The sequence below is a fragment of the Erythrobacter sp. JB1-15 genome (assembly GCF_057365035.1).
Map to the genome: position 1 here is coordinate 3,143,053 of NZ_CP200295.1, position 20,197 is coordinate 3,163,249.

The following is a 20,197-nucleotide window of genomic DNA, read 5'->3' on the forward strand; positions in this document are numbered from 1 at the left end:
CATGCTGAAGCGCGTTCAGCATGACAAAGGGGCCGACGCTACTCGGCAGCTTCTCGCGCTCGCTCCAACATCGGCGCCAGATACTGCCCGGTAAAGCTGCGCTTCACCTTCGCCACATCCTCCGGTGTGCCCTCAGCCACAATCTCGCCGCCGCGCACGCCGCCTTCTGGCCCAAGGTCCACGATCCAGTCGGCGGTTTTGATCACATCAAGGTTATGCTCGATCACCACGACCGAATTGCCCTGATCGACCAGCCTGTGCAGCACTTCGAGGAGTTTGCGCACATCTTCAAAGTGAAGCCCGGTGGTTGGCTCATCGAGGATATAGAGCGTCTGCCCGGTGGAGCGTTTCGCGAGTTCCTTCGCCAGCTTCACCCGCTGCGCTTCGCCGCCTGACAGGGTGGTCGCTTGCTGACCGACTTTGACATAGCCCAGCCCAACCTCATTCAGCATCCGCATTTTATCGCGGATGGGGGGGACGGCTTTGAAGAACTCTTCCGCATCCTCAATCGTCATATCGAGCACATCGGCGATGGAGAGGCCTTTGAATTTCACTTCCAAAGTTTCGCGATTATAACGCTTTCCGCCGCATTCCTCACAGGTTACATAAACATCAGGGAGGAAGTGCATCTCGATCTTGATGAGCCCGTCGCCCGTGCATTTCTCGCAGCGGCCGCCTTTCACGTTAAAGCTGAAACGCCCCGGCTTGTATCCGCGCGCTTGGGCCTCGGGCAGGCCGGCGAACCAGTCGCGGATATTGGTGAACGCGCCGGTGTATGTGGCGGGGTTGGAGCGCGGGGTGCGGCCAATGGGGGACTGGTCGATCTCGATCACTTTGTCGCAATATTCGAGGCCCGTGACCGCCTCATGCTTGCCTGCAATAATGCGCGCGCCGTTGAGTGTGCGCGCGGCGGCGGCGTACAGCGTGTCGATGGTGAAGGAGGATTTGCCCGAGCCTGACACGCCCGTGATGCAGGTGAATGTGCCCAGCGGGATGGAGGCGGTGACATTGTTGAGATTGTTGGCGGCCGCGCCTTTGACAGTCAGCTGGTGGCCATTGCCCTTGCGCCGCTCCTTGGGCACTGCGATCTCCCGCCGCCCGGTCAGATAATCGGCGGTGAGCGATTTCTTGGAGCGCAGGATCTGTTTGAGCGTCCCCTGCGCTACCACCTCGCCCCCGCGAACGCCGGCACCGGGGCCAAGGTCCACCACATGATCAGCTTGGCGGATCGCATCCTCGTCATGCTCGACCACAATCACAGTGTTGCCCAGATCGCGCAGGCGCTTCAATGTTTCCAGCAGGCGGTCATTGTCGCGCTGGTGCAGGCCGATGCTGGGTTCATCGAGCACATAGAGCACGCCCGACAAACCGCTGCCAATCTGGCTCGCAAGCCTGATGCGCTGGCTTTCCCCGCCCGACAAAGTGCCGCTGGTGCGGTCAAGGTTCAGGTAATCGAGCCCGACATTATCGAGAAAGCCCAGCCGCTCATTGATCTCTTTCAGAATGGCCTTGGCGATCTGGCTTTGCTGATCGTTCAAATGGTTGTCGAGATCGAGGAACCACGCTTTTGCATCGGCGACGCTCATCTTGACGGGTTCGGCGATGTCGGTGGGACCATTGGCCGACGGGATTTTCACCGCCAAAGCCTTTTCATTCAGCCGCTTGCCCCCGCACGCCTCACACGGCTGCGAGGTTTGAAACTTGCCCAGCTCCTCCTGCATCCACGCGCTTTCGGTTTGCATCATGCGCCGGTTGAGATTGCCAATCACGCCCTCGAACGGCTTGTTCACGGTGTAGCTTTTGCGCCCATCCTTAAACGTCAGCTGCACCGGCATCCCGCCAGTGCCGTGCAGAATAATCATGCGCTGATCCGGCTCCAGATCGCGCCACGGGGTCGTCACGGTGAAATCATAGGCCTTAGCGAGCGAGGTCAGCACCTGCATGTAATAAGGCGATGGCGGGTTCGATTTCGCCCACGGAGCAATCGCGCCCTGTTTCAAAGTCAGCGCTTCATTGGGCACCACCAGCTGCTCATCAAACAGCTGTTTTTCGCCAATCCCGTCACAGGTCGGGCACGCCCCCTGGGGCGAGTTGAAGGAGAACAGGCGCGGTTCAATCTCTTCAATGGTGAAGCCTGATACCGGGCAGGCGAATTTCTCCGAAAACACGATCCGGTTTTCTGGCACTCCAGCGCCTTTGAGATTCCTCCCTTTTCCGCTCGTGCTGAGCTTGTCGAAGCACCGTCCTTCTTTTTGGAGCTGTCGGCAGAAGTGAAGGACGACCCTTCGACAGGCTCAGGGCGAGCGGCTTTTTGGCTTTTGGCCATGGCCTCAGCCACCGTCCCATCCGCCAAATCCACATAAGCCAGCCCCTCTGCCAGCTTCAAAGCTGTCTCAAAGGAATCCGCCAGCCGCGTCTCCAACCCGGCTTTCACCGCGAGCCTGTCCACCACCACCTCGATATCGTGCTTGAATTTCTTATCGAGCGCGGGCGCTTCCTCGATTGGGTACAGCTCCCCATCAATCCGCACGCGGGTAAAGCCTGCCTTTTGCCATTCGGCCATTTCCTTGCGGTATTCGCCTTTGCGCCCCCGCACGACTGGCGCAAGCAGATAGGCGCGCGTGCCCTCAGGCAGCTCCATCACCCGGTCCACCATTTGAGAGACGCTTTGCGCCTCAATCGGTTTGCCGGTCGCAGGCGAATAGGGCACGCCCACCCTCGCCCAGAGCAGGCGCATGTAATCGTAAATCTCAGTGACCGTCGCCACAGTAGAGCGCGGATTGCGGCTGGTCGTCTTCTGCTCGATGGAGATCGCCGGCGAAAGCCCGTCAATATGCTCGACATCGGGCTTTTGCATCATCTCCAGAAATTGCCGCGCATAAGCGGAAAGCGATTCCACATACCGCCGCTGCCCCTCAGCATAGATCGTATCAAACGCGAGAGAGGATTTGCCCGAGCCCGACAGGCCCGTCACAACAATGAGGCTATCGCGCGGAAGATCGATATCAATGCCTTTGAGATTATGCTCACGGGCACCACGAACGGAGATTTTGGTTAGGGACATGGGCAATCAAATGAGGATTGCCTTGCTAAGAGTCTAGAGACTGTTTTGTGCAACCTCGCAATCGGCGGGTGTTCTCCACATGTTCTTTGATGGGCGAGGTCAGTGACCGGGCGCAGAGCGATCGCGCGTAGAGGCCAACAGCCAATGGTTCTTGTATGCGGGCCATTTCATTTCACCAATCCTTCACCGTCGCCCCGGCGAAAGCCGGGGTCCAGTATACGACCGGCAGATGGATCCCGGCCTGCGCCGGGATGACGAGCGCCTTCAAAGTGGCAATGACGCGATCTTCTCAAGAATTGAAAGAATGCTGGGCTCGTTCGCGAAAACTTCGCGGAGCCATTCAATGTTACGTTGAACCCATTCGGCCGCTTTATATGTGCGATCCAAGGCAAAGCCACCAGCCGCGACCTTCCACTTGTGCTTCTTGAGAAGAGAACCAATACCGCGAATAAGGTTTTTCAAACCCTCAGTCGCTTGGATCAGTCGGCGATCATCAGGTGCTGCATCGGGAGGCACATTTTCAGTGAGTTCATCAAGCGCTTGCGATGCTTCTGCAGTGGGAATCTGGGCAGTTTGCGAAGACTGAATGACAGACTTGAGCGCTTCTAGATCAAGCACGGTGGGCACCGCATCAGGTCCGCGCGCTGTCCGTTCAATACCCGAAAGGTAGGGATCAAGCCCCACGAGCAGATTATGCGCTGTAAGCCAGTCTTCCAACGCACCAGATTGTGCGTTGGTAAAAGGAACAGCAGACCCGGACTCATCTTTTCGCAAAGCGATCAGCCTGCGCAGTTTTTCCCCACGCGAGATAAGCAATGCTGGCGAGACGCTGTGTATGCCTTCACCCAAAGCATCAAGATAACGCTCGAGTGGCTTTTCTATATCAGTGGCTTGCGTCACGTTGGGCAGACTTGCGCCCAAAGCCATTCGCGCCTCTTCCAGCGCCTCAGCGTGTCTTTCCTGTGCTGCATGTGAACGGTCGATTTGGTTAACATCACGTGGGACATCCAATGCGACCTGACCGTTCTCAGCCGGTGCAAAGGTAACTGCGCGCTGGTTCTGCTCCAGCTCTTCGTCAGAGGGTAGCTCGGGTTCTGAGGCTTCTGCAGGTTTACGAAGGCTGTCGACTTTAGCTTTGATTTCTGCGTTTACTTCGCGCGGTTCGCGGTCCCACCAATCGTATTCTTTTTCGATGATCCAACGGTAGAATTGCTCGTCAGCTTCATCGTCGAAATCAGCAAAAGCGCGGGGAAGACCTTCGATGCGGCCAAAATACCACTCGCGCCAGATCGCGAAGCCCTCTTCAGGGCGGGAAAGCCAACGGGCTGTTCTTGCCCACCATTCACTATTCTTAAACCAATTCAGATTTTCTGGCCATAGAGAACGAGCAACTAGTTCCTTTGGCTTTACGCCATCCGTCAGAAGAACGCAGTCGCTGGACAAAGCTCGCCAAAACTCAGGTTCAGCTGCAGCTGCGTCATTATACGTTTTAGCAGCGTACTTGACCGCAGACAAAGCTGAGGAACGACTTCGGTAGGCTGCACTCCTTGCGGCAGTAGTAATGGAATGCACAGCATCGGTGTAACCCGCAGGCACAACCTTGGTGCGACCCACGTAGAGCCTTCCTCTTGCAAAATCGAATGCGTGAGCTGCGTCCGGATCTACTGAATGATCAGGTTTTCGACGAACGGACGCAAACGAGTTAGCCAGTGCACGGAACAAACCGACGACAAGTCGAGCCTCCATTTCAGAATCAGGGATGCTCTCATGTGCGAAAGAATAGGGCAGAACCCGAAAGGCAGCACGAATTGCAATCCCCTTTCCCCAATCAGGCGATTTGCCATTCAGAAACTCCTCAAGTTCTTTCTCCGACCTGATTTCAATCGACATTCCTGTACCTTCGCGCTTTTGCCCTCGATATGCAACAGTCGGTAATAATGCGGTTTGGCCTAAACGCTTTTCATACAAGAATTCGCCAAAGGCTCGCTCGCCAACCACGCGCACACCTATCGCTATCGCTGCTTCCCCCCTTCCCCCGCCACCCCAGCGACCTCGCATTCAGCTCCCGCAAATCCGCCTCGCCCGCCGCCACGGCCTCGCCCAAAGCAACCGCCCGCTCCAGCAGCTCCAGCGGCGCGTTCCGGTAGGCCGGCGCTTTTACAAAATCGCGCCACTTGCCCCCGCAGGCATTGTCGAGCAGCACGCGCATAAAGCAGTGGTCTGCGCTGATTGGCCAGCTGCGTGTCTTTGCCAGATCGGGCAGGGTTTCGCGGGTGAGCGCGAACCATCGCCGGGTTACAGCATCGCGGCGGCTAGAATCGTTGCCCGTGCCATTGGGCGCATCATTATTCGCATCATCGCTCGGATTGCTGCCTAGATCGCTGAAGAGGTCATTTTGCCGGGTCATTGCGAAGAATCCGCATCGCATCTGACGTTAGGGAAACCAGCCAAGAATTTCACATAGACTTGCATATTTCGCATGCCTCTCCCAGCAAGCCCTATAGAAAACCTGAAGTCGTGAAACCCGCAGAAAACCGTACTCTCCTAGTCCTCTTTGCGAGTCTTTGCTGTCGCCTTTCGGGTCGCACCTTAGGTACTTCAGACCTGTTTAAAGAGCCCGGTTGCGGGCGGAATTGGCCTTCGGAAATTAGACACGTCGCGCTGGTTCTGCCCGCTTGCGGTGCGCTCGATTGCGGGATGGCCGGAATGGTAACCCGCTATCCCTTAACGATCAGAGCGCGCGCGCCTAGATCGCCGGTCCACTGCGCTTCTACTCCCCACACATCACCGATGATTTGCGGCGACAATGCGGCACCGGGCGGCCCGGCAATCGCGAGGCGTCCCCCACCAAGCACAATCACATGATCGGCATGGTTCATCGCCAATGCCAGATCGTGCAGCACCATAACGACGCCCGTGCCCCCATCCCCTGCCCCGCCGTGTGCGCAGGATTTGAGATGCGCGAGCAGATTGAGCTGGTGCGCCAGATCAAGACTGGCGAGCGGTTCATCGGCGAGGATAAATTGCGGCTCGCCCGCCAGCACCCGCGCGAGCAGAACCCGCGCGCGTTCTCCGCCCGATAGCTGATGCGCGCGGCGGCGGCGCAAATCTGCGCAATCGAGCGCGGTTAAAGCGGCCTCAACCGCCTCCGCTCCCGCAGGTGAGCGCGCATCGCCATGCGGCATCCGGCCGAGCTTCACCAGAGCATCGACGGTTACATCCCACGCAATCTCGGCTGATTGGGGCAAATATCCCAGCGCGCGCGCGCGGGCCTGCGCCGAATAATCGGGCAGCGCTTTGCCGCCAAATTGCACCTCGCCTTCGGAAGGCTCAAGCAGCCCCGCACACGCCATCAACAGCGAGGATTTGCCCGCGCCATTGGGGCCGACAATCGCGGTGATGGCGGCGGGGGTGAACTCGGCAGAGATACCCTCCAGCACGCGCTTACCCCCGCGCATCAGCGACAGGCCCTGGACCGAAAGCGGCGCGGTCATAACTGCCCCCGGCGCATGCGGATCAGCAGCCACAAGAAGAACGGCGCGCCGATCAGCGACAGAGCAATGCCCAGCCGCAGCTCTGTCACCAAAGGCAGCACTCGCACCGCGCAATCGGCAATCAGGACGAGCGCTGCGCCTGCGAGCGCGCTGGGCACGATCAGGCTGGAAGGCATACGGTCGGTTAACGGGCGCACCAGATGCGGGACGATCAGCCCGACAAACCCGACAATGCCCGCCACCGCGACCCCTGCCCCCACGGTCAATCCCACGCCCAGCACCAGCAATACAAGCAGGCGCGCAGGGTTCACGCCCATGGAGCGCGCGGTATCCTCTCCCAAAGTCAGCGCATCGAGCGCGCGTCCCGTCAGCATCAGCGCAGCGATGCCCGCCAGCGTTAAGGGCGCGGCGATCCAGACCTCGGCCCAGGATCTGTCGGTTAAAGCCCCGTTGAGCCACAGCACGATCTGGCTCATCGCAAAGGCATTGGGCGCAAGCGTTATGGCAAGCGCGGTGAGCGCCCCTGCGAGGCTGGCGATCATCAATCCGGCGAGTGTAAACAGCGCAAGTCCGCCGCCCGCGCCCGATGATGTGCGGCCCGCTATTGCGGCAAGCAGCGCCATACCGGTGGCCGCGCCGATCAAGGCAGAGGCGGGCAGTCCGTATGCGGCCCATCCGGCGGGGAGGAGCGAGACAGCCCCGCCCGCAATTCCGGCTCCGGCCCACAGCCACATCACCGCGCCCAATGCCGCCATCGGCGCAATGCCGAACAGGCCCGGATCAGCCAGCGGATTGCGCAAATATCCCTGCATCGCGGCCCCTGCTGCTCCCAATCCTGCGCCCAGCGTCAAAGCCAGCACCGCGCGCGGCAGGCGCAGCTCCATCAGGATGAGCGCAGCATTCGCGCCGCTATCGCCGGTATGGAACGGATCAATCCACACTCTGCCCGCCAACAGCGACAGCGGCACCAGCACGGCCAGCAGCAGGCCGAGCATCAGGCACAGCGTCACATTAGTGCGCATGGCGGCCCTCATCATGGATAACGTGGCTGGGCGGGTTGAGCGCGAAATCCAGCCTGATCTGCTCCAGCCGCTGCCACGCTTTGGGCATGCTGGGGCCGCCGCAATAAAACAGATCTGGTTCAAACCGGGCGATGCGGGTGTTATCAAGCCCGTCAAGCAGCGGATGCGTTTGCCCCGCAGCATCGCCCGCGACCAGCAGCAGATCGGGCGGATTGGCCAATATGGCTTCCAAAGTCACGTGATCGGCCTGACCCAGCCCCATTTGCGCCGCATGATTGGCAAGCGCGAACCGGGCCAGATGCTCCCATACGAGCGATGTTTCGCCCGCAACGATCTGCCCCGGTTGCCATACCATCGCGCTAACCTGCGACGGATCGCCGCGCGGCTGCGCGCTGAACGACGGAACCGCGCGCATGATGCGTGTCTCTAACGCTTTGCCCGCACGGGTTTGCCCCGAAAGCTGCGCCAGCCGCTTAATCTGGGCGAGGCTTTCATTGAGGCTGGCCGGGCTGCCAAAGGTTTCCACGCGCAATCCCAGCTGCTCCAAAGCGGCCTTGGTTGATGGCGCGATAAAGGTGCTGGCTGCGACCAGATCGGGATTGAGCGCGAGGATTTCCTCCGCCGTTCCGCCTGTTACGCCGTAGCGCGCGGCAATATCGGGCGCGATGGAGCTGGATGCGGGATCGCGGCTGTAATGCGACAGGGCAAGCACTTGGTCAGGACCGGCAAGTTCGACGAGAATGGCATCAAGGCACGGATTGAGGCTGACGATTGTGGGCCTATCGCCGGGCGCATTGCTCACAGGCGCGGCGGTTTGCGGCGGGCTGCACGCCGCCAAAAAAGCCGCGAAAAGGCCCGCAAAAAGGGCGACAATCGCCTTTCGCCACCCGAATTGCGCCGCTGATTGAGTTCGATATCCCGTCACGTTGCGGCGCAGCGTTACGCATGGTGACGCTGACAGGCAAGCAGAGCTGGTTCAGTTTACAACGCCCCGTCCGCCAAACCCAATTAACAATCTGATGCGCCTTGTTTGCTTTTTGTACAGGTTGCATATGTTAACTCGGCGCCTGCCCGGTTTCACGCTACGCGCAGCTGCGCGCCGCTGGGTGCAAGCAACACTTCAAATTCAGGACACACAAATCCGTTTATCGGCCCCCAATTTTCAAACGCAATGACCAAAGCCCGCATCTTTGAACGCGCCAATCTGGGGATCGAAAGCGCCCCGCTTAAAGGGCCCTTTGTGGCGCCTGCGCCCGGTGATGCGGCGACACGCGAAATGGATGACGCGGGCCTTGAGGAAAACGCGCAGCCTGCAAAGCCTGCTCCTAATCCTACCTCTGGGACCGCAACCGATAGCGCCGCATCGCAGCTGCCCACTTTGCGTCAGCAATTCGAAGCGGTGCCTTTCAAGAAACGCGCTTTGTTACTCGCTGCGGTCATCGCGGTGCCTGCCATGGCCGCACCGGGTGATTTTGGCGCGCTGCCTGCCGATGCGCCAACCGCCAATGATGATTTTGCCACGCGCGAGATCGTGAAGGCCGCATTGCCGTTTGAGCGGCCCGGACAAAGCTTTCCCGGATCAGCGTTCTATTATCTGGGCGATCCGCCCAAGGACAAATTGCTCGCTCTGCCCACAACCGATGCATTCGACACTGGCGCAGAAGGCGCGCGCCAGCTTGGCTCTGCGATTGATGCAGGGCCAGCGGCGCGGCCGTTCTTTTCTTCCAGCACGGGCCCTGCGCATTTGCGGGCGCTTGACTGTATGGCGCAGGCGATCTGGTACGAAGCGGCAAGCGAGCGTGAGGCTGGCCAGCGCGCCGTTGCGCAAGTGGTGCTGAACCGCGTTGCGCATCCAAGCTGGCCCGGCAGCGTCTGCGGAGTGGTCTATGAAGGGTCGACGCGCTCCACCGGGTGCCAGTTCAGCTTTACCTGCGATGGCAGCCTGTCACGCCGGGCACGCGGCACAAGCTGGGATAGAGCGCGCAGATTGGCATCCGAAGCTTTGTCTGGCAGCGTTTATGCCCCGATTGGCCATGCGACCCATTACCACACGCTTTGGGTTAATCCCTATTGGGCCAGCTCGCTCGATCATGTCGGCACAATTGGGGCGCACCGCTTCTATCGCAATCGCGGCACTTCGGGCGAGAAAGCGGCCTTTACAGGCAGCTATGCCGGGGTCGAACCGGCTGTAAGCGGCCGCACAGCGCCGCGTCCTTCGGGCACGGCGGCAGGCATCGTATCTGGGACGGAGCCGGGTTATGCACCCGGCATACCCGGTACCCAAGGCGCGCCTGCGGCTACCGAAAATGCACCTGCACCAGGTGCCGCCGCATCGGGCACCCCGCCCGCTCCTGCAGCAACACCCAAAGCGCCCAAGACACAGCTGTCTGATCCGGCGTTAAAGGGCTCAGGCTCGGTCAAATCAGATTTTACCAATGCGGGACAGTGGAAGAAACGCCCCGGCGACAAGCCCGATCCCCAGCAGGATTAAGCGTCCCTTTCAGCGGCCCCTTTCAGCAGGCCCTTTCAACTCGAAAAGCCTTATACTTAAGCATCTGGTAACTGTGTTTTCACACAAAATATTAGCGGGCTCGGCTCTATCCAAAGGCTTGATTTTCAAGCACCTGTGCTCTGCGCCCCCACCCGGCCCCTAACGCCGCGAAAAGGTGCTGCGCCAAACGCGGATAGCGCCCCAAATGACCATTCATTTCGCTCCTGCAAAGGGCAAACCCAGCATCTTGGTTTGCCATCCCATCATGGTGAGCGGAGTGGCGGACAAGCGGATTGGCAGCGCGAGGAACCCCGGCACACATGACCGGGTCAAACTGGGCAAACCCGCCAATGATAATCGCAAGTCAAGCCTGGTGCGCAAACCCGGCGCGGGAACCATCCCTGTGGATGCGGGGTCAGACAAAGTGATCGAGGCAGCCCTGCGCCATTTTGGCCAGCACGGCCTTGGCGCAGCACGGGCGGCGCGCATCCGGGCAAAACAGGCGTTTTTCGAAGGCGACCGCAAAGCCTATGACTGGTGGACTGCGATCACCTATGCGCTTGACCGGCGGATGATCGCGGATGCGCCCCAAAATACGCACCCGAACGGCCTCCCGAATGGCCAAAGGTTAATGAAACCGGCCAATTCCGACGATGAAACCCGCGAAGTACCACCGGGAAATGCGGGTTAACCCCTTCATATCATGCGCTCTTGTTGAATGTGGGCGGGCGTTAACTCGGGCTTGACCACTTTGCTTTAAGCATCTTCGCCATGGGCGCGATCGGGCTAATACGAAAATTAAGGACGCTGCAAACCCAGCGCACGCGCACCGATAAGGTGTCTGCGCGGGTTCGGCGTTTGCTCGTGCGCACGCTCTACACCCAACCGCTCAGCCTGGCGGTGGGTGCCTTTACGACTATCAGCGCCGCCGTCATCGCCGCGTGGGTATCGCAATCGTCCGAATTGTACGCCGCCAGCCTGATCCTGTTCCTGATCGGCGCCGCGCGTGTTGGCTGCGCTTTTGGCCTATCGCCCGACAAAGTCGCCAATTCCACCACCATGCTCGAACTCGTCTACGAAATTGGCGCGTTCAGCTATGCTCTCGCACTGGGATGCACCGCCGCCTATACGGTGCTGATCGGGGCTGAGGCCGAGGTGGTCGTGCTGCTGGTGGCCAATGCGCTGTGTTACGGCGTGGGCGTGTCGGCCCGCAATGCCGGCCGGTTGACCATTGCGATGGGGCAATTGTGCCTTGCCGCCCTGCCCATTGCGCTCGCCTGTCTGGTCAGCGGGAAAGTCGCCTATGTCGCTTTGGGTGTGACGATTTTCGGCCTTATCGCAGGTATGCTTTCGATTGCAGTCAACATTTTCAAGGTCTTGCGCGATTCCATCGCCTCGGCTGAAACCAGCGCCCAACTCGCTGATAAGATGCAAGTGCTCGCCCGCACCGATGTCGTGACCGGCCTGTCGAACCGCGCAGGTCTCAACCATTCCATGGTCGAAACGATGATGTCGCTGGATGATGAAAGCCAGCTGGCGCTGATCTGGATCGATTTGGACAGGTTTAAGGAAGTCAACGATCTCTTGGGCCATCCCATCGGCGATAGAGTGCTGACCGAGGTTGCCCGCCGCCTGCGCGATGTGTGCCCTGCGACCAGCACGGTTTCGCGGTTTGGCGGGGACGAATTTGTGGTGTTCAGCCCGATCACCGACCGCAAGAATGCCGAATTGCTTGCCTCTGAAATTCATGCAGAGATCATGCGGCCCATGCGGCTGGATGGCGAACGGCTCGAAGTGCGCGCATCTTTGGGCGTTGCGCTGCTGCCAGAGGATGGCAATGACACCGATTCCCTCATGCAATGCGCGGATCTGGCGCTGTATCATGCCAAAGTGGGCGGACGCGCGCAGACCTGCTTCTTTGACAAAAGCATGACACGCGATCTGGTGCGTCGGCGCGAGATCGAGGATGAACTGCGCGCCGCCTTGCAGCGCGATGAGCTGTCTATTTTCTATCAACCCATCGTTGATCTTGAAACGGGGCAAATCCGCTGTTTCGAAGCGCTGGTGCGCTGGTTCCACCCGGAAAAGGGCGAGCTGCGCCCCGATGAATTCATCCCCGTGGCCGAAGAAACAGGCGTTATCGTTACGCTGGGCAATTGGATCACGGCGCAGGCCGCGCGCACGGCGGCGACCTGGCCTGAAGACATTACCGTTGCGGTCAATCTGTCACCGCTGCAAATCCGCGCGCCCGGCGCGGCGCTGGGTATCCGCAATGCCCTGCGCGAAGCAAAGCTTGATCCGACCCGCATGGTTCTCGAAGTGACCGAGAGCCTGTTTATCGAGGACAATCACGCGACCGCCAGTTTCATCGAGGAATTGTCGGATATCGGCATTCAATTCGCGCTCGATGACTTTGGCACCGGCTATTCATCGCTGGCGCATATCAACACGTTCCCGCTGTCCAAGATTAAGGTGGATCGCAGCTTTGTCTCCGGCCCCCATGTGGGCAAGAAAAGCGATGCTATCATTCGCGCTGTCGCTGAAATGGGCAACACGCTCGATATGGAAATTGTCGCCGAAGGATTGGAGACAATTGAGCAGGTGCGCACTGTGAAAGAGGCAGGCTGCACTTTGGGACAGGGGTATTATTTCAGCCGCGCCGTTCCCGATTATCTGGCGACGATGCTGCTGGCGCAGGAACGCGAAGGCGACACGCCCAAAGTTGTCGGCGCGGATTGATCCGCGCATTTTTGGCGCGCCCTATCCCGGTCCAGTTTCCGTAACGGTATCACTACCCGCAGCGCTTCGCCCCAAGCCTATATTGCAATTGCGAACTATATGCAGAAAAACCCGTAAACTAAGGGCTTTTGTGCATTGCAATCGGCTCTGCACCCGCCTAACCCTGCACCCGCTTTAAGGTGTCATTGCCGCTTGGGACGGGGCAAATCACCGCGCTGGCGCTTGTGTGACATTTGCCCGCTCAAAAGCAGAACCTGAAATTGCCGTCCCATGGGATCTGGGAAGGACAATCCATTTATGGCCCGCACTAAAATTGCGCTTATCGGTTCTGGTATGATCGGTGGCACCCTTGCCCACCTCGCTGCGAAGAAAGAAATGGGCGACGTCGTCCTGTTCGACATCGCCGAAGGTATGCCGCAAGGTAAAGCTCTCGATCTGTCGCAATGCGGCCCCATCGAAGGGTTCGACGCCAAAATCACCGGCTCGAATGATTACGCCGATATTGCGGGCGCGGATGTCGTCATCGTGACCGCTGGCGTGCCGCGTAAGCCCGGGATGAGCCGCGATGATCTGCTCGGCATCAATTTGAAAGTGATGAAATCGGTTGGTGAAGGCATCAAGAACAATTGCCCCGACGCGTTTGTGATCTGCATCACCAACCCATTGGACGCGATGGTTTGGGCTTTGCGCGAATTTTCCGGCCTGCCCCACAACAAGGTCGTCGGCATGGCAGGCGTTCTCGACAGCGCACGTTTCGCGACATTCCTTGCATGGGAGTTTGATTGCTCGGTCAAAGACGTAAACGCCTTTGTGCTTGGCGGGCACGGCGACACAATGGTTCCGGTCCTGTCATATTCCACGATCAACGGCATCCCGGTAAAGGATATGGCCAAGATCAAAGGCATTTCGGAAGATCGCCTCGATGAAATCGTCAAGCGCACCCGCGCAGGCGGCGGCGAGATTGTGAAGCTGCTCGGCAATGGCTCGGCCTATTACGCGCCCGCCACCAGCGCGATTTCCATGGCCGAGGCATATCTGGGCGACCAGAAGCGCATTCTGCCATCTGCCAGCTATGTGACAGGCAAATACGGCGTTGACGGCATGTATGTCGGCGTTCCCACGGTCATCGGCGCAGGCGGCACCGAAGACGTGGTCGAGATTGAATTGACCGACGAAGAGAAGGCGAACCTGAAAGTGAGCACAGACGCAGTCGAGGAATTGCTCGAGGCGTGTAAGGGGCTTGATAGCAGCCTTGCGTAAGCGAGCTGTCGCCATCTTTTGCTGCGCGGTAGTCGGGACATCCCCGGCTATCGCGCACAATGATGCCGTGATTATGGCTGAAGCGGTGGAGCGCAACCAAAAGGTGTGCGCTGAGCCCTTAGCTTATAAAGATACAGCCGTCGCAGAAAGCATGGGATGGCGAAAGCACACCAGTAGTAGCCGGTTTTTACGGGGCTATCCAAACGGCGCAGCGGTGCCCGATTTCTTGCAGAGGCGCTGGGCAGAGTTTTCTGATGATGCTGGGTTGCAAAATTATGTGCGATCAGCCCACGGCGCAGTGATTTTCCTCAGCCTCGGGGTCAGCGAAAACGAGGGCGCGGCGCAGTTCCTTTGTTCCACCTATGTGTTTAATTTAACTGATGTGGCTGCGCTCAGGCTGTCATACAAATTCGTGAAATATGGCGCTGGCCCATCTGTTCCGATGATGATCCCCAAGGATAGATTTGGGAGAAGCGGGTTGTGGAGCATGGGCGCTGGCCGGACTGACCCGCGTATTTTATCAGGCTTTTTCAAGAACGAGACATACACACAGGCAAGGGACGGCCAGTTTCCTGATAACGGCTTTCACATAACCAGTTTCAATCTGCCTTTGGCTAAGAGCGACGAGCAAAAATGACTCGCCTGTCTGCCGCCTTTATCGCCGCTGCGGTTCTCACCGCGCCTGCCCATGCGCGCGAGGTGGATCGGCAGGAGGTGGCTGAGCGTTTCGATACCGAAGCGGAGCAGGAGCAGCGGCTCTATTGCCGGGACACGCAGGTTTTCAGTGTCGAGCCGGGCGTATCTTACCGCGCCTGTATCGATTGGCGCGCGCAGAACCGCACGCGCATCATCCGTTCCTATGCGGCGCTGGACGGGCCGGAAGTCGATGACGCCGCCAATCTCGATATTGCGCGCACCTGTTTCGATATCGCCGTAGCGCGCGAAAACGATCCACATCGCGAAAGCTTTCAAGAGGACATCTTCCTTGCTGCGGCTCGCACCAATTTTGCGGTCTGTGCAGCGCGGCGTTCGCTTAACAAAGCGGGTCAATATTCGCTGCGGGTCTATGAAACCGGCGTATGGCTGGGAGGGCGGTAATGCGCGTTTTTGCCCCCTGTGCTGCCGCTTTTGCGGTGTTGGCATCACCTTTTGCCGCGCCCGCTGCCGCGCATGATACGCCGCTTGCTTTGGTTGAGGGGTTGCAGGATCACTTGCTCGACTGCCCCGCTGCCAATGGCTATCAACCCGGTGCCGATCTGCTTAGCGATGGCTGGAGTGCGCGCGAGGGGACTGACCCCGTTTTGGCGCGGGAAGCAGCCGAATTTGCCGATGCTGACAGAAGCGACAAAAGCAATGTCAACATCTTCACCAAACAAGTGCATGGGTTGGAGCTTATCCAGTTTATGGGCCTTCGCACGGTAAGCGGTGATGAGGCCGGGGCCGGAGGCGAAGGCTTTGCCGAAAACCTCGATGCGCCCGATCCAATTGATGCAGGCGCGCGTGCGGATACGCAGGCAGAAGACCAATCAGCAGGGCAATCCGCGACCTTCCTGTGCGTCACGATGATCCCCGACCTGCCCTTCATGCCCACCGGCAAACTGCTCAGCGCGGTGTTCGGCAAGGAAGTTGACGTTGGCGCCGAAAACACGCCCGGCAACAGCCGCGATGGGGTGTGGATTTGGGACGATCTATCGCCCACGCATCTGCGTACAATCGCGCGCTTTACCAATGCGCATACGGGCCAAACCGACCTGCCTGATGATGTGTTTTACCCCGGCTTTTACCTGTTAAGCCTGCGCAAATTCACCGCTGAATATCCCGATCCGGAAACCGGGCCTTATCCGGTGGAGGATGTGCTTGCGCTGGTTCAAAACACCTGTTTCGCTCTGCCTGATCCGGCAGAGGCTCTTGCACATTTCTATTCGCTTGGCTGGTACGGCATCGGCAAATCGAGCCACCCCGGCGCGCATGGATCGCGCGCCTGGCAAAAAAATCAGGCGGCTGGCTATGACACAGATGCCCCCGATTTCGTCACAGTGATGCAGCAGGATGTTGCAGGCGAAACGCTGTATGCTGTCATCACTTTGGCCCAAAAAGATGGCGCGAGCGTCCAGTCATGCAGCATCGTGGATTATGACGAGGCGCGCACTTTGGACGTCTCAGACATTGGCACGTTTCTTGGTGCTCCGGTCCCGGAAGCGGCCCAGGTGCATGGCCAAACAGCGCTTCAGATCGACCTCGATAACGCAGGCGCGCCCGGCAAAAGCAGCGCCGACCAGCTTACGATCAAATATTTCCGGCCTACTGAAAACAACCCGCTATCCGGCATTCAATTTCATACCAGCTATAAAGAAGGTGATGCGCCATGAGCATTCTTATCAACAAAGATACCAAAGTCATCACGCAAGGGATGACCGGGAACACCGGCACATTCCACACGCAGCAGGCGATCGATTACGGCACCCAGATGGTGGCGGGCGTGACCCCTGGCAAAGGCGGAAGCGAGCATATCGGCGTGCCGCAGTTTAACACCGTGCGCGAAGCGAAGGCGGCAACCGGCGCAACCGCAAGCTGCATCTATGTGCCGCCGCCCTTTGCCGCCGATGCGATCTGCGAAGCGATTGATGCTGAGATTGAGCTTATCATCTGCATCACCGAAGGCATCCCCGTGCTCGACATGGTGCGCGCCAAGGCCGCACTCACCGGAAGCAATTCGCGCCTGATCGGGCCGAACTGCCCCGGCGTTCTCACTCCCGATGAATGCAAGATCGGCATCATGCCCGGCTCTATCTTCAAGAAAGGCAGCGTCGGCGTGGTCTCGCGCTCGGGCACTTTGACTTATGAGGCAGTGCACCAAACCACCATGGTGGGCCTTGGCCAGACCACAGCTGTCGGCATTGGCGGTGATCCGGTGAACGGCACCAACTTTATCGACGTGCTCGATCTGTACCTTGATGACCCCGAAACCAAGTCGATGATCATGATCGGCGAAATTGGCGGATCAGCCGAAGAAGAAGCGGCGGAATTCTTGAAGCAAGAAGCTGCCAAGGGCCGCTCCAAACCCACTGTCGGCTTTATCGCAGGCCGCACGGCGCCTCCGGGCCGCCGTATGGGCCATGCAGGCGCGATTGTGTCGGGCGGCAAAGGCGGCGCGGATGATAAAATCGCCGCGATGGAAGATGCCGGCATCCGCGTATCGCCCTCGCCATCAGAATTGGGCACGACGCTCGATGCAATGCTGAAAGAGATGGCCTGAATTTAAGGGGATACCCCGCATTTGCGCGGGGTATCCCTGCTCTCTTCCCCAGAGGCAATTGACATGAACACACAATCCCCCCGTTTCCTCCCCGAAATGTCCGATCAGGAAGGCCCGCAGCCCGGCCCTTCTTGGGGCAATCCGAAATGGCTCGATTCCGTCTCTGGCGCTGGTGAAGACTTCGCGGCTGCGATGGACCCCACGCAGATGCGGGTTCTGGTTGAGAAAGCGGCGAAAAAGGCGGGCAAACCGCTCGATCAGGATGCCTTGCAGCACGCCGCCGATATCTCGAACAAGGCGATGACGCTGGTGCGGCTTTACCGGGTGCGCGGGCATATGGCCTCCAATCTCGATCCCCTTGGTCTATCGGCTGAGCGGGAAGAGCCAGCGGATTTGACGCTCGAATTTCACGGCCTTGCAGGGATGGAAGCCGAAGAGGTTTATGTCAGCGATGTGCTCGGCCTCGAATGGACGACAATTGGCGCGCTCTATAGCCGCCTGCGCGAAGTGTATTGCGGCAATGTCGGCCTTGAATACATGCACATCGCCGACACCGAAGAACGCCGGTTCTTGCAGGACAAATTTGAAAGCCCGGGCGATACGATCCAGTTTACGCCGGAGGGCAAAAAAGCGATCCTGGCTGCGGTTTTGCGCGGTGAGGGATACGAAGAGTTTCTCGGCAAGAAATATGTCGGCACCAAGAGATTTGGCCTCGATGGCGGGGAATCGATGATTCCAGCCCTGGAGGCTGTCATCAAGCATGGCGGTTCAGCAGGCGTGCGCGAAATCATTTACGGCATGGCGCATCGCGGGCGCTTGAACGTGCTCGCCAATGTGATGGCCAAACCGTACAAAGTGATCTTCCACGAATTTTCGGGCGGCACCGCCAACCCCGAAGATGTGGGCGGATCGGGCGATGTGAAGTATCACCTCGGCACCAGCACTGACCGCGAATTTGACGGCATTTCGGTGCATATGTCTTTGACCCCCAACCCTTCGCACCTGGAAACGGTGAACCCCGTTGTGCTCGGCAAAAGCCGCGCGCAGCAGGCTATCCGCGATGATCTGGACGATAAGCAAAGCGTCCTGCCCGTCCTCATCCACGGCGATGCAGCGTTCGCTGGCCAAGGTGTTGTGTGGGAAAGCCTCTCGCTATCCGGTGTGCCCGGTTACGATACGGGCGGCTGCATCCACTTTATCATCAACAACCAGATCGGATTTACGACCTCGCCCAAATTCGCGCGGTCCTCGCCCTACCCATCTGATGTGGCCAAAGGCGTGATGGCACCGATCCTCCACGTCAACGGCGATGATCCCGAAGCGGTGACATTCGCGTGCAAGCTCGCGGTCGAATACCGCCAGAAATTTGGCCGCGATGTTGTGATCGACATGTGGTGCTATCGCCGCTTTGGCCACAATGAAGGTGATGAGCCCAAATTCACCCAGCCGCTCATGTATGAAGTGATCGGCAAACACCCCAAAGTCTCCCGCGTATATGAGGAGCGCCTGATCGACGAAGGCGTGATCGACGAAGGGCACCGCGAAAGCGTGGCGGCGGAATTTGCCGCGCAGCTTGAGGATGAATTTGAAGCCGCCAAAAGCTATTCCGCCAATGAAGCGGACTGGTTTGGCGGGCGCTGGGCGGGCCTTAACAAACCCGCCGATGATGAAACCGCGCGGCGCAATGTCGAAACCGCGATTGAGCCCAAAACCTTTGATGCTTTGGGCCGAACCTTAACCGACGTTCCTGAAAATGTGAATATTCACAGAACCTTGGGCCGCGTTCTTAAAGCTAAGGGCGAGATGTTCTCAAGCGGCGAAGGCTTTGATTGGGCCACCGCCGAAGCGCTCGCATTCGGCAGCCTTGTGATGGAGGGCTACAATGTCCGCCTGTCCGGTCAAGACAGTGGGCGCGGCACGTTCTCACAGCGCCATGCCGTATGGGTCGACCAGACAACCGAAGACAAATATGTGCCGCTGACCACCCTGCCGCATGGCAAATTTGAGGTCTATGACAGCACTCTGTCCGAATACGGTGTGCTGGGGTTTGAATACGGCTTTGCCATGGCAGACCCCAAAAGCCTCGTCCTGTGGGAAGCGCAATTTGGCGATTTCGCCAATGGCGCGCAGATCATGATCGACCAGTATATCGCCAGCGGTGAAGCAAAATGGCTGCGCGCCAATGGCCTTGTCATGCTGCTCCCCCACGGGTTTGAAGGACAGGGGCCGGAGCACTCCTCTGCCCGGCTGGAACGGTTTCTGCAATTGTGCGCGAATGACAATATCCAGGTCTGCAACATCACCACGCCGGCCAATTACTTCCACGTTCTGCGCCGCCAAATGCTGCGCAATTTCCGCAAGCCTTTGGTGATTATGACGCCCAAATCGCTGCTGCGGCACCCGCTGGCGAAATCTGCGCGCGAAGAATTTCAGGGTGATTGGCAGTTCAAGCGGATCAAATCGGACATCACCGATATTGCGGATGATAAAGTCAAACGCCTCGTGCTGTGTTCGGGCAAGGTCTATTACGACCTCTACGAAAAGCGCGAAGCTGAAGGTTTGAAAGATGTGTCCATCGTGCGGATTGAACAGCTTTACCCCTTCCCCGGTGATCCGCTGGCGATCCGGCTTGAACGGATGAAGAACCTCAAGGAGGTCGTGTGGTGTCAGGAAGAGCCGCGCAATAATGGCGCTTGGTTCTTTGTCGATAATCAGATTGAGGCATCGCTCACCAAAGCAGGCCATGATGGCATGCGCCCCATTTATGCAGGCCGCGATGCATCGGCATCGCCTGCCACTGGCCTTGCGAAACGTCACACCGAGCAGCAAGAGGCGCTTGTCGCCGATGCGCTTGGGCTTTCGAAATAATTC

14 protein-coding genes and 1 pseudogene are annotated in these 20,197 nt (G+C 58.8%); 9 read left to right on the plus strand and 6 right to left on the minus strand.

The genetic code is table 11. The features are described 5' to 3' along the window. Nucleotides 1-38 precede the first annotated feature (38 nt). The 6 genes and pseudogenes from uvrA to AC0V6L_RS15180 form a co-directional block, all read right to left on the minus strand. A pseudogene (gene uvrA, locus AC0V6L_RS15155) lies at nucleotides 39-3,064 on the minus strand (excinuclease ABC subunit UvrA). A gap of 264 nt (nucleotides 3,065-3,328) precedes the next feature. Next, nucleotides 3,329-5,068, minus strand: coding sequence for a hypothetical protein (locus AC0V6L_RS15160; protein WP_486154986.1), 1,740 nt, complete (start codon nucleotides 5,066-5,068; stop codon nucleotides 3,329-3,331). Beyond that, a complete protein-coding gene (locus AC0V6L_RS15165; RefSeq protein ID WP_486154987.1) occupies nucleotides 5,025-5,471 on the minus strand; it encodes a hypothetical protein in 447 nt (148 codons plus the stop codon). The genes AC0V6L_RS15160 and AC0V6L_RS15165 overlap by 44 nt, the downstream gene beginning before the upstream one ends. A gap of 310 nt (nucleotides 5,472-5,781) precedes the next feature. Next, on the minus strand, nucleotides 5,782-6,558 hold the full coding sequence (locus AC0V6L_RS15170) for an ABC transporter ATP-binding protein (protein ID WP_486154988.1): 777 nt from the start codon (nucleotides 6,556-6,558) through the stop codon (nucleotides 5,782-5,784). Further along, nucleotides 6,555-7,580 (minus strand): FecCD family ABC transporter permease, encoded by a 1,026-nt coding sequence (locus tag AC0V6L_RS15175; RefSeq protein WP_486154989.1) that lies wholly within the window; start codon nucleotides 7,578-7,580, stop codon nucleotides 6,555-6,557. Before AC0V6L_RS15175 ends, AC0V6L_RS15170 begins: the two co-directional genes overlap by 4 nt. Beyond that, nucleotides 7,570-8,382, minus strand: a complete 813-nt coding sequence (locus AC0V6L_RS15180) for an ABC transporter substrate-binding protein (RefSeq protein ID WP_486154990.1) — start codon at nucleotides 8,380-8,382, stop codon at nucleotides 7,570-7,572. Before AC0V6L_RS15180 ends, AC0V6L_RS15175 begins: the two co-directional genes overlap by 11 nt. A gap of 369 nt (nucleotides 8,383-8,751) precedes the next feature. Here AC0V6L_RS15180 and AC0V6L_RS15185 point away from each other — a divergent pair, with 369 nt between their 5' ends. From AC0V6L_RS15185 to AC0V6L_RS15225, 9 genes are all read left to right on the plus strand, one after another. After that, nucleotides 8,752-10,071 (plus strand): cell wall hydrolase, encoded by a 1,320-nt coding sequence (locus tag AC0V6L_RS15185; RefSeq protein ID WP_486154991.1) that lies wholly within the window; start codon nucleotides 8,752-8,754, stop codon nucleotides 10,069-10,071. 205 nt (nucleotides 10,072-10,276) lie between these two features. Further along, on the plus strand, nucleotides 10,277-10,762 hold the full coding sequence (locus tag AC0V6L_RS15190; RefSeq protein WP_486154992.1) for a hypothetical protein: 486 nt from the start codon (nucleotides 10,277-10,279) through the stop codon (nucleotides 10,760-10,762). An 80-nt stretch (nucleotides 10,763-10,842) separates the two neighbouring features. After that, nucleotides 10,843-12,810, plus strand: a complete 1,968-nt coding sequence (locus AC0V6L_RS15195) for a putative bifunctional diguanylate cyclase/phosphodiesterase (RefSeq protein ID WP_486146752.1) — start codon at nucleotides 10,843-10,845, stop codon at nucleotides 12,808-12,810. Between the two features lie 297 nt (nucleotides 12,811-13,107). After that, the gene (mdh, locus tag AC0V6L_RS15200) at nucleotides 13,108-14,070 is read left to right on the plus strand and encodes a malate dehydrogenase (protein ID WP_486146754.1); all 963 of its coding nucleotides are present in this window, start codon (nucleotides 13,108-13,110) and stop codon (nucleotides 14,068-14,070) included. Nucleotides 14,071-14,143: 73 nt separating this feature from the next. Further along, complete coding sequence (locus tag AC0V6L_RS15205; RefSeq protein WP_486154993.1) at nucleotides 14,144-14,707, plus strand: hypothetical protein; 564 nt, start codon at nucleotides 14,144-14,146, stop codon at nucleotides 14,705-14,707. Continuing rightward, nucleotides 14,704-15,168, plus strand: coding sequence for a hypothetical protein (locus tag AC0V6L_RS15210; protein ID WP_486154994.1), 465 nt, complete (start codon nucleotides 14,704-14,706; stop codon nucleotides 15,166-15,168). Before AC0V6L_RS15205 ends, AC0V6L_RS15210 begins: the two co-directional genes overlap by 4 nt. Continuing rightward, nucleotides 15,168-16,439: a hypothetical protein gene (locus AC0V6L_RS15215; RefSeq protein ID WP_486154995.1), complete on the plus strand. Its 1,272-nt coding sequence runs from the start codon at nucleotides 15,168-15,170 to the stop codon at nucleotides 16,437-16,439. Before AC0V6L_RS15210 ends, AC0V6L_RS15215 begins: the two co-directional genes overlap by 1 nt. Then, complete coding sequence (sucD, locus tag AC0V6L_RS15220; protein ID WP_486146762.1) at nucleotides 16,436-17,326, plus strand: succinate--CoA ligase subunit alpha; 891 nt, start codon at nucleotides 16,436-16,438, stop codon at nucleotides 17,324-17,326. The genes AC0V6L_RS15215 and sucD overlap by 4 nt, the downstream gene beginning before the upstream one ends. 63 nt (nucleotides 17,327-17,389) lie before the next feature. Next, nucleotides 17,390-20,194 carry a 2-oxoglutarate dehydrogenase E1 component gene (locus AC0V6L_RS15225; RefSeq protein WP_486154996.1) on the plus strand — a complete coding sequence of 935 codons (2,805 nt, stop codon included), beginning with the start codon at nucleotides 17,390-17,392 and terminating at the stop codon, nucleotides 20,192-20,194. Nucleotides 20,195-20,197 lie beyond the last annotated feature (3 nt).